The sequence below is a fragment of the Planctobacterium sp. AWM4_229 genome, assembly GCF_056160305.1.
The window spans coordinates 1-1,256 of the sequence record NZ_JBSWWX010000021.1 but is presented as its reverse complement, the minus strand read 5'-3'; the positions used below and the strand labels follow the sequence as shown (position 1 = coordinate 1,256).

At 42.5% G+C, this 1,256-nt stretch carries 2 protein-coding genes; both read left to right on the top strand.

What is annotated here, in order from left to right; genetic code table 11:
* Positions 1-207 precede the first annotated feature (207 nt).
* A complete protein-coding gene (locus ACXAGP_RS22070; protein ID WP_475263957.1) occupies positions 208-702 on the top strand; it encodes a hypothetical protein in 495 nt (164 codons plus the stop codon).
* A 52-nt stretch (positions 703-754) separates the two neighbouring features.
* Positions 755-1,255 (top strand): hypothetical protein, encoded by a 501-nt coding sequence (locus ACXAGP_RS22065; RefSeq protein ID WP_475263955.1) that lies wholly within the window; start codon positions 755-757, stop codon positions 1,253-1,255.
* Position 1,256: the final 1 nt, after the last annotated feature.

Below are 1,256 nucleotides of genomic sequence, written 5' to 3'. Positions count from 1 at the left end.
ACAATTGAATTAATGAAAAAAGCTTCATTTTTTATGAAGAAAGGGGAACCCCATAAACGGTTGTTTTTAAAGGGCATTTCTATTTGATCGAATTTATTTTCGAAAAAAACACCTGCCTGTCATAAAAGTTGGCACCGCATCTGCATTAGTTAAATCAAACGGGGAACTCCCCAACTAAATTAAACGAATGCTTGAGAGGCCAATACCATGAACACATTTAACAAATCCATTATTGCAATCGCTGCTTTTACCGCTTTCACTGCAAATGCAACGATTTCTGTTTCGGACACAGATCAAACTTCATTTGATATCGGCGGTGAAATTCTGCCTGAGTGTAAAGTTTCAAATTATTCACCAGAGCGCTCAACTTCGTTGGACCTATCTTCAACTGAAGCGCAAACAACAGCATCTATTTCTCTTTGGTGTAATACCGGGCAAGGCACTGCCAGAACCACCTATGAGTCAGTTAACGGCGGTTACATGGTGAGTGAAGAAGGCAAGAAAATTGCCTATGCAATCGACATTTCTGGCACTGCAAATGACCTGCAATTAACCAGCGCACAAACCATTAACCAGGTGGCTGGTAACGGCGTAGAGGGCGCAGAAGCGACGCGTGCAGTATCTGTAAAACCTTTGGTAACGGGTTTTGAATATGCAGGTACTTACACCGACACCATCGAAGTAACCGTGTCTTACGAATAATTAACGAATTATAAAAAATCTAACTATTTAAAAAACTTTTTGGGGAATTAACATGAAAACTTTAATCAAAACTATCGCTATCATCACAACTGCTGCAGCTTTAAACGCCAACGCGACTATCTCTGTAGAAGATACCAACGAGACTTCATTTGATATTGGCGGCGAAATCCTACCGGAATGTAAGGTAAACAGCACAGCTGCCAACGGCGCGACAGGACTGGATTTGGCTGCAACTACCGCACAAGACGTAGCCAGTGTTGAAATCTGGTGTAACACAGGACAAAGCACAGCTAATACCACTTACTCTTCTGCCAATGGTGGTGTACTGAAGAACGATACTCACAGCGGTAAAGACATTGCATACTTGCTGGATATTGCTGATACATCCACAGGTTTGAGCCTGACCAGCGACCAGGAAGTTAGCCAGAGTGCAGGCAGTGACGTAGAAGGTGCATCTGTAGCGAAAACCGTTTCCATCAGACCACAAGTTAATGGCTTTGAGTACGAAGGCTCTTATTCAGATACCATCACTATCACAGTGTCTTACAACTAAG